Source organism: Lactobacillus sp. VURO6/B1 (VP7) (genome assembly GCF_058139575.1).
The window spans coordinates 1-9,294 of the sequence record NZ_JBVOWJ010000017.1; the positions used below are offsets into that span (position 1 = coordinate 1).

The 9,294-nt window shown below is 36.8% G+C and carries 7 protein-coding genes; 4 read left to right on the plus strand and 3 right to left on the minus strand.

The window, feature by feature from the left end:
- Positions 1 to 106 precede the first annotated feature (106 nt).
- The 3 genes from ACZ2M0_RS09125 to ACZ2M0_RS09135 form a co-directional block, all read right to left on the minus strand.
- Positions 107 to 1,552: a glycoside hydrolase family 1 protein gene (locus ACZ2M0_RS09125; protein ID WP_490059252.1), complete on the minus strand. Its 1,446-nt coding sequence runs from the start codon at positions 1,550 to 1,552 to the stop codon at positions 107 to 109.
- 15 nt (positions 1,553 to 1,567) lie between these two features.
- Entirely contained in the window at positions 1,568 to 3,541 is a 1,974-nt protein-coding gene (locus ACZ2M0_RS09130) for a beta-glucoside-specific PTS transporter subunit IIABC (protein ID WP_490059253.1), read from the minus strand.
- Positions 3,542 to 3,686: 145 nt separating this feature from the next.
- A complete protein-coding gene (locus ACZ2M0_RS09135; protein WP_223902850.1) occupies positions 3,687 to 4,556 on the minus strand; it encodes a PRD domain-containing protein in 870 nt (289 codons plus the stop codon).
- A 250-nt stretch (positions 4,557 to 4,806) separates the two neighbouring features.
- On the opposite strand from ACZ2M0_RS09135, the gene ACZ2M0_RS09140 reads away from it, so the two are divergent.
- The 4 genes from ACZ2M0_RS09140 to ACZ2M0_RS09155 all read left to right on the plus strand — a co-directional run bounded on the left by ACZ2M0_RS09140 (position 4,807) and on the right by ACZ2M0_RS09155 (position 9,088).
- Positions 4,807 to 5,760: a class A sortase gene (locus ACZ2M0_RS09140; RefSeq protein WP_223902849.1), complete on the plus strand. Its 954-nt coding sequence runs from the start codon at positions 4,807 to 4,809 to the stop codon at positions 5,758 to 5,760.
- 266 nt (positions 5,761 to 6,026) lie between these two features.
- Positions 6,027 to 7,889 carry a MucBP domain-containing protein gene (locus ACZ2M0_RS09145; RefSeq protein WP_223902848.1) on the plus strand — a complete coding sequence of 621 codons (1,863 nt, stop codon included), beginning with the start codon at positions 6,027 to 6,029 and terminating at the stop codon, positions 7,887 to 7,889.
- 148 nt (positions 7,890 to 8,037) lie between these two features.
- Positions 8,038 to 8,223, plus strand: coding sequence for a hypothetical protein (locus tag ACZ2M0_RS09150; protein WP_223902847.1), 186 nt, complete (start codon positions 8,038 to 8,040; stop codon positions 8,221 to 8,223).
- A gap of 445 nt (positions 8,224 to 8,668) precedes the next feature.
- Positions 8,669 to 9,088, plus strand: coding sequence for a hypothetical protein (locus ACZ2M0_RS09155; RefSeq protein ID WP_223902846.1), 420 nt, complete (start codon positions 8,669 to 8,671; stop codon positions 9,086 to 9,088).
- Positions 9,089 to 9,294: the final 206 nt, after the last annotated feature.

Below are 9,294 nucleotides of genomic sequence, written 5' to 3' on the forward strand. Positions count from 1 at the left end.
CGACCCCGATCAAATATCGAAATCGTGCATTGAGTCTTGCGTAATATTAAAATGTCTAACTTTTTAGTTGCACTTCAGTTTCGGAGCTCTTATTAATCTGTCAAATTTACCCTAAATCAGCACCGTTAGTAGAAATAACCTTCTTGTACCAGTCAAAAGACTTTTTCTTGTAGCGCTTAAAGGTTCCGTGTCCTTCATCATCTTCATCAACATAGATAAAACCGTAACGTTTCGACATTTCACCAGTTGAAGCACTGACTAAATCAATACAGCCCCAAGGAGTATAGCCCATAACATCAACGCCATCGTCTATTGCCTGGGAAATAGCCTCGATATGTTCACGCAAGTAGTCAATTCGGTAATCATCAGCCACATAATGGTTTTCATCCGGCTTATCGACTGCGCCCAAACCATTTTCAACAATGAAAACAGGTTTTTGGTAGCGATCGGACAATTGGTTTAAGGCAATTCTTAATCCAGTTGGATCAATTTGCCAGCCCCAGTCGCTGCTCTTTAAAAATGGGTTTTTAACGCCGCCTATCATATTGCCGTTAGCAGTTTCCAGTTTCTCGTGGGTCACATCTACTACAGATGACATGTAGTAGCTAAAGCCAATATAGTCAACTGGGTATTGAGCTAGCAATTCCAATTCATCATCTGTGTAATCAATGTCAGATAATTGCACACCTTGGCGAGCTAATAAGCTCTTAGTATAGGCAGGATAATGTCCTCTTACTTGAACATCGGCACAGAAAAAGTTATTAGCCTGATTATCTTGCAGGGTAGCTAATTGGTTCTTAGGATTTGAATCATAGCTGTAAGTGGTAGCATATAAAATCATGCAGCCAATTTTCATATCAGGATTAAGTTCATGACCAATTTTAACAGCTTTTGCACTAGCAACAAATTGGTTATGCCATGACTGGTAAATATTTTTCTTATCGTCAGCGCCATTACTTGTCGTCAGGCCCTGACTCATAATTGGAAAGTGAGCGGCACTGTTAATTTCGTTGAAAGTCATCCAATATTTAACCTTGTCTTGGTAGCGAGTTAAAACGGTGCGGGCAAAACGCTCATAGAAGTCAATTAACTTCTTATTCTTCCAGCTCCCATATTCAGTAATTAAATGAAGAGGTAATTCATAGTGAGAAATAGTAATTACAGGCTCAATATCATGCTTTAAGCATTCATCAATTAGTGAGTCATAAAACTTAAGTCCCTCTTCATTAGGAGTTTCTTCATCCCCATTAGGAAAAATTCTAGACCACGCAATTGAAAAGCGGTAACACTTAAAGCCCATTTCGGCGAAAAGTGCAATGTCTTCTTTATAATGGTGATAGTGATCAATACCAATGTGGTTAGGATAAACATAATCTGAATTAATCTTAAAATCAAAATCAGGTGAAGCAATGATTTTCATTCGGTCCTTACCGCCAGGCATAACATCTGGTAAAGATAAACCTTTACCTCCCTCTTGGTAAGCACCCTCTAATTGATTGGCGGCAGTAGCACCGCCCCATAAAAATCCTCTAGGAAAATTATTTGTGGTCATTATTGTCTCCTTTCGTTATTTCAAGTCTAATAATGCATCCCCAATGGTTATTGTACCATTCGCAACTACATTAACTTCATGGTAATTATTAGAATTAGTAACAATTACTGGTGTTGTAGTTTCAAAGCCAGCTTTTTTAATAGCTTCAAGGTCAAATTTAATAAGAGGGTCGCCCTTTTTGATACTCTGACCCTTTTTAACTAAAGTAGTAAAGCCTTTGCCATCAAGCTCAACAGTATCCATACCAATATGAATCATTACTTCTGCGCCACTAGTCGATTTAAGACCAATTGCGTGACCGGTAGGGAAAACCATCACTACTTCTCCATCAAGTGGTGAACATACTTTACCTTCTTGTGGTGCAATCGCAACGCCTTTACCCATTGAGCCACTGGAGAAGACTTCATCTTTAACCTCGCTTAATGGCACAACCTGTCCGTTTAAGGGAGCTACTAATTTTTCTTCTTTATTATATGAAACTTCTGGTTTAACATTTGCGGAACTTGCAGAATTGCTTGTTGCGGCATCATCTGTACCTGCATTTGTATCCGTCGCTAAAGCTGCTTGTTCGGTTATAGGTGCATCAACACTGTTTTTACCAAATAGCATTTGGAAAGCAAAGCCTAAAATTGTTGCTATAACCATTGCTAAAATTAAGCCATAAACGCCAGTATCAAAGCCATTTTTACCAATTGCATCTGGAATTGAGAAGATACCCATTCCGGCCATCTGGAATACTTTTACTTGGAAGAAGCCAATGATGCCGGCACCAATTGCAGAGGCAATACAACTTAAAATAAACGGCTTCTTTCTTTCAAGGGTGACACCATAAATAGCCGGCTCAGTAACCCCGAAAATACCAGAAACAAAGGCTGGAATTGCAATACTGCGGGTTTTTTCATCTTTAGTTTGGAAAATAATTGCTAAAACGACACCTGTTTGGGCAAATGAAGCAGCTAATGACAAGCCTAAGATTGGATCATAGCCTAAAGCAGCAATATTGGTCATCATGACTGCCACAAAGCCCCAGTGAACGCCAAAGATAACAAATACTTGCCAGAATGCGCCCATTAAAATGCCGGCTATAACAGGACTAAAGTTGTAAACCCCACTAACAGCAGCTGCAATAGCATTACCAAGCCAGGTAGCAACAGGGCCAATGACAATAAAGGTAACAGGAATAGTAATTAGTAAAACCATAAATGGCACTAAGAAAGTTTTGACAACATCAGGGATAATCTTTTTAGCCAATTTTTGCACTTTAGATGCAAACCAAATTGACAGGATAATCGGAATGACTGATGAAGTGTAGTTCATCGAAATTACTGGAATTCCCAAAAAAGTCATGTGAATTGGTGCTTGGAGAATAGTACCCTTAAATACAGTAAACAGAGTTGTTTTACTGCTGGCCATTGCGACAATTGAAGGATAGCAAAGTGCAGCACCAATTGTTGCACCTAGATAGCCATTCATGCCGAACTTTTTAGCTGCTGAAATTCCTAAAATAACGGGCAGGAAGTAGAATAAACTGTCACCAATGGCATTCAAAATAATGTAAGTACCAGAAGTTTGCGCTTCCCAGCCAAAAGCTAAGAACATAGCATTAAAGCCCTTGATCATACCGGCAGCGCACATTGGCCCTAAAATCGGATTGAAAATGCCAGAGATTAAATCAATAAACTTATCTGCTAAACTCATGTTGCTGGTATCTTCATAATCATCGGGCACGCTGCCGCCACCAGAAAAGCCGCCTACTTTAACCAGCGTGTCATAGACATCAGCGACATTATTACCAATCACAACTTGGTATTGCCCACCGGATTTTACAACAGAAATTACGCCATCGGTGGCCTTTAATTTGTCATCGTTAGCCTTTTTCATATCTTTTAATTTAAAACGCAAGCGCGTAGTACAGTGCACAACACTGATCACGTTATCTTTACCGCCCACATCAGCGATAATTTCACGACTTAAGTCCTCGTAAGCCATTTTTTCCTCCTAAATATCAAAACCCGAGGACCTCAAGAAAGCACCTCACTAATTTATTGTGAGATTTTCACCTGAAGTTCTCGGGTTAATGCCTGTAAACAGTAACACACCGTTTAAACTTATAAATTATTAAAATAGAGTAAATTTAATTCTTCTGCGATTGAGCATCTTTTTGTCTATGCGTTACCCGCCAGACATGAAGAGTTAAATATACCTGATCGTCAGGCTGCAATTGCCAGCCTGCCTGCTTGTATAAGTACGTGCCGATTTTTTGGACAGTATCATACGCCTTTTTGTACTTGACTTTCATCAGCTCAATTAAGGAATGATCAAGCTCACTGCCAGAATCCTGGTCGCTTTCACCACACATATGCCTTACCATAAAAGCACGTAAATGTGTCATGAACCTGTTGAAGTTAAACGATTCAGTATCCAGCTGCATTCCGTATTGATACTGGATAATATCAATTACTCCCTTAATTAGTTTAGTAATTTTAATTGTATCCTGCAGTTTTGTTTGACCAGAGCCTGCATTAATGAAGTGATATGTCAGATAAGCTGCTTCACTTTGAGGAAAGTCAAGCTTAGTTTTTTCTTTCATTAACCTTAAGGCTTCTTGAGCCGTACTATATTCCTTCGGAAATATTTTTTTCATTTCCCAGCCAAGCGTATCTTGGCCTAATTCAATATTTCCTGTAGCACGGGTTAACATAAAATCAATGTGGTCAGCTAACACTAAAAATTCATAATCAGAAAAAGTGATCTGTAATTTTTGACTGGCCATGCTAATCACTTCAGTTGTCAACTTCAAAGTCCGCTGATCAATATCTCTTACACTGTCAACCAATTTAATATTTTTTTCGACAGCTACAAAACGGCGTGAAATTTTGTCCTCATCAATGGAATCACCGACTTTTTTGCCAAAGCCAATCCCGTTGCCAATCACCACCCAATCTACTCCGGCTTTATCAGACACCAAGGCAGCGTTGTTGTTAAAATTTTTAACAAATTTCACTTCAACTACTTCCTTTCCAATAAAAAAACCTACAAACAGTACCAAAAAAGTATTGTTCATAGGTAATGCCTGATCAAGTCAGTAACACGTCTACTTACAGCTGATATTATAAATCAGTATTAAAGCGATTTCAATACTTATTTGATTATTTTTTTTAAGTGTTTAATTCAAGATAAATAATTGTGCTTTACGCAAATTTATACTTAAATAGTAGCAGAAGCCTAATAGCAGTTTAAAGGAAAAGAATCAAATGGCAAATAAAAAGAAAGCAAAATCTTTAAAAACACAAATATGGTCCACTATTCGTGTGTTACTTTTAGGTGCCCTGTTTTATCTGGGAGTGACTTTGATCTTTTTCGGCTCTGGTTTTGGCAACTCCTATGTAGTGCAACAAAATGCGGAAAAAGCAAATACCACTTTAACACAAAAGAAAGCAGATAGAAATAAAAAACGCAAAACAAGTTATGATGCCAGCAAAACCAAATCAGTTAGTGCAGCCAGCGTCCTTAGAGCCAAGCAAATCAAGGCATACGCTATTGGCCGCATTGCTATTCCTGCTGTTAATATTCATAATCCGCTCTTTGCTGGTTATGGCGATCAAAACCAGAACTTAGAATACGGTGTCGTTACCTGCCTGCCTGATCGCGTCATGGGTGGTGCTAATAATTATGTGCTTGCAGGACACTATATGGGTTCTTATGGTCCTGCAGTTTTGGATAATTTGCATCTGGCCCACCCTGGTGACCTCATTTACGTAACAGACTTGCATCATATTTACGTGTATAAAATAAAAAATGTTTCTTTTGCCATCAAACCAACTCAAGTTGAAGTCGAAAACAATGTGCAAGATAAAAGTATGATTACCCTAATTACTTGTTCTGATTTTAATACTTCCAAATACGGCTACGGTCAACACCGTACAGTTGCACAGGGCGACTTGATCAGCAAAATGAAGGCTACTAAGCATAATCTAGTGACTAGCGAATTGACTGCTAAGCCAAAGCATATTAAAAAAGAGCATCAGGCATCTTTGAAAAAAAATAAACAGCACGAGACATTTAACAAGACTGTACAAGTCAGGTCAAAGGCCAAGCCTAAATTTTTCCAAAATATGACTTTCATCAGAACAACAATTATTACCTTTAACGTTGTTTTTGTCCTTGCCATAGGCTGGCAACTTGTTCATATCTGGCTTTTGAAATAACCATTACAGGTTTAACTATAATAGTAGTAAAATTATCTATTTCGAAATAGTCATCTGTGTTAATCCATGCTATACTGAGTTTAACACGGTATTATGAGGATAGTATTTGGTTGCGGTTACTTTGGTATAAAAATAATTGTGTTTATTTTTTGCAAACTTCTTTAATTTAATCATTATAATAATCATGTTATTTTAAAGTAAGCGCTCTAGTAAAAGCAAAAGCCAAATTTACTGCTATTTGGAATAGTAAAGAAGATGATGACTAAATGACGACTAAAACCCGTGAATCAAGCGGCTTGAATGCCACAATTGAGCCTGCATTTAAATTGCAAAATTCTGCCGCAGATTCCAACACACTTGACAGCTGGATGCCAGATAAAGTTTTGCAAAAAATTGTGGCCGCTAATTTAGGTCAACCAATTAAGCAAATTACTAAAGAAAGTCTTGCCAATCTGACAGAACTTAGTTTAATCGCACCAAAAGAAATACCTGTCGTTCATGGCAAACGGAAATATATTATTTCTCCTGCTGAATATCGCTTACGTTTGCGGCTTAAATCACTCACCGGATTAGAATACGCAACTAATCTAGTTAAAATCAACCTGGCTCCTGACCGTCAGCTAAACAGTGATTGGTGTCACCGGGCTGTTCTTAATTCAACTTTAGCGGATATTTCTGCTTTGCAAAATTTGCATAAATTAACCAATATTAATTTAGAAATGTGCAATTTGCATGATATTTCTGCTTTGGCAAATAAGCCACAATTAGTTCAACTAAATCTTTCATATAATGCAATTACTGATTTTTCACCATTAAAATCAAATAAGCTATTAATTGAAAGTGGCAGTCTAAAGCTAAGAAAACAGCTAATATTAGCAGAGCCAGTTCACTTAACTGCAGGAACTATTTCTTATACGTCAGGCCCTTACCAGCTACTTGATTTTAATGGCAAAAACATGGCACTTAAGATTGAAACTGGTAAGCAGCTTAATGCCAAACATTTAGTCAAGCAATATTCCAGCAACTGGAGTGATCATGTTGGTCAAGTCAATGGTAAACAGACTGTAACTTGGGACCTTTCGAAACTGCAGCCAGGTGATAGCGCAGCAATGACCGTTAAGTTCCATAGTAATAATTCAGCGCAAGAGCCAATCATTTCAGGCTGGTACATTATTCCGTTTAGAATTGTCAGCGGGCAGCCTATTACAATTCACTTTAAAGATGACGCGGATAATACCATTGCCTGTCAGCAGAAACTATATGGTGACGTTAATACCAGCAGCACTATTACTATTCCAACATTTACTGGTTATTCAATCAGCGCTAAATCAGCTGATGGCACTACGACGCCAATTAGCCAGGACTCTGTCACAGCTACTATTACCGCTCAACCACAGGAAATTTCTTTAATTTATACTCGTAACAAGGCAGCAGATATCACCATCCATTATCAAGATCAAACGGGTAAACCAATCGCTCCTGAAAGCACAATTAGCGGTGTCTTCAGTGAACAAAAAATAATTCAGCCGCAGGACATTTCCGGTTATACACCGATTCGTTATCAAATTGACCATAATGGTATTTCACACCATACGGGAAGCGTGCCTATTGTACTTAACAATCAGCCCCAAGAAATTACCTTCTATTATAATAGGGAAAAAGTTTCAAATGTGATTGTTCATTATCACGATACTGCGGGGAAAAAAGTTGCGCCAGATGAAATCTTAAGTGGCTTTGTTAATGATCAGCAAACTGCTCCGGCCTTAAAACTACCAGGATATACTATTAAACTTAAATACTTTAATGGTTCACCTATTGATACTGGTTTAGATACAACTGTGATTACGCTCAAGCAAAAGCCACAGGAATTAACCTATGTTTATACTAAAAATATCTTAAGTAGCAAAAACTCCGTTAAAGAAGTGAAAATTCAAAAGTATAAACATAGTGAAAAACTTCATCTTAATAGCAAGATACAATCACTAGTTAATAATAAAAAGCACGTTAAGCAGCCTAGAGCTAAAACAATAACAGGCTGGCAATTAGGACTGTTATTATTGGGTTTAATATCATTATTCAGTGTCTTAGGATTAGCTATTATTTATTACAGTAGAAAAAGCAAACATTAAAAATCAGCACTCTATAAATCTACTTATGGAGTGCTTTTTATATGCAATTTTAATTAAAGTATAGTTGTTTACTATTGAAATTATTATATTATGGATATACAATTATAGTGTAAATTGCTGTTGGCTAATAATTTAAGAGGTAAAATTTATGAATAAACACATTGAACTAAGTAAACAAAGCAAGAAATTGCTATTTAGTGGAATTACTGCTGCTGCACTGGCACTAGCTGTTGGTGGCCCACATGCAGTTAAGGCTGACAGTGTATCTGGAAGCACATTAGCAGCAAGTAGTTTAACGAGAACTGCTAAAACATTTCCATCGAAATCTTTGTGACCAACTTTACCAGCTTCAGCAAAAACTGCCGGTATTAAAAATAAAGTAACAACCAAATCTGATGATACTATTGACGATTGGATGCCTGTCAAGAATTTATAAAAAGTAGTTGCCTATAATTTATATGGTAATCCAAATAGCGTAAGCAAAATTACTAAAGAAGATTTGTCTAAATTAAAAACCTAAGCATTAGAGTGTTCTTGCAGAAAATGATGTCCATTATTATGCAGTTGCAATCAGCATTAAATCACTAACTGGTCTAGAATACGCTACTAATTTATATACAATCAGTTTACCACTAAATATTAAGCACTTTGGGTCTGCACATGCATTATTGCACAGCACTCTATCCGATATCAGTGCAATAAAGGGACTAAAGAACTTATATAGTGTTAATTTCCAACAATGCCCTATTTCTGATATATCTGCATTAGCAAATAAACCTTTGTTAACATCAGTTCCTATTGTTTATAATGGTATTACTGACTTCTCCCCATTAGGTTCAGATAAAAACTTAAGCCAAGCGTATGGTTATTATCAGGACGTTAGCACAAATGGATACTACCTTTCATCAAGCACACCATTCTACACATTCCGTTATAATAATTTAATTGGTATTGATGGAAAACCAATGAAGATTCGGGTGGCAGATACAGATGATGTCCAACACGATCATTATGTTAAATATTACCTCAGCAATTGGAAGAAAAATGCCGGTGTAGTTTCAAATGATGTAAAATCAGTTACTTGGAATATCACTGGAATTAGTTCAGAGCCTCAGTCCATTCATTACATGACAATTAATTATAAAGGTTCTTATGGTGAAGGCGGATGGTTCATTATCCCATTCATCGTATATGATTAATTTAATTATTTTTGATGATAAATATAATTTAATATAAAAAATAGTGTTCTAATTTATAAATGAATTAGAACATTATTTCTTTATGATCAATGTGCTAAGTATCACAATGAGTTTGACTTTTGCCTAAGCCAGCCATATACTAAACCTATATTAATATGCAGTTTAGAAGAGGAATTATATGAATACACATAAGAATGCTAACAAGC

Coding starts and splice junctions, on each gene's coding strand:
- ACZ2M0_RS09125 (WP_490059252.1), bottom strand. CDS start 1,552: ATGACCACAAATAATTTTCCTAGAGGATTTTTATGGGGCGGTGCTACT.
- ACZ2M0_RS09130 (WP_490059253.1), bottom strand. CDS start 3,541: ATGGCTTACGAGGACTTAAGTCGTGAAATTATCGCTGATGTGGGCGGT.
- ACZ2M0_RS09140 (WP_223902849.1), top strand. CDS start 4,807: ATGGCAAATAAAAAGAAAGCAAAATCTTTAAAAACACAAATATGGTCC.
- ACZ2M0_RS09145 (WP_223902848.1), top strand. CDS start 6,027: ATGACGACTAAAACCCGTGAATCAAGCGGCTTGAATGCCACAATTGAG.
- ACZ2M0_RS09150 (WP_223902847.1), top strand. CDS start 8,038: ATGAATAAACACATTGAACTAAGTAAACAAAGCAAGAAATTGCTATTT.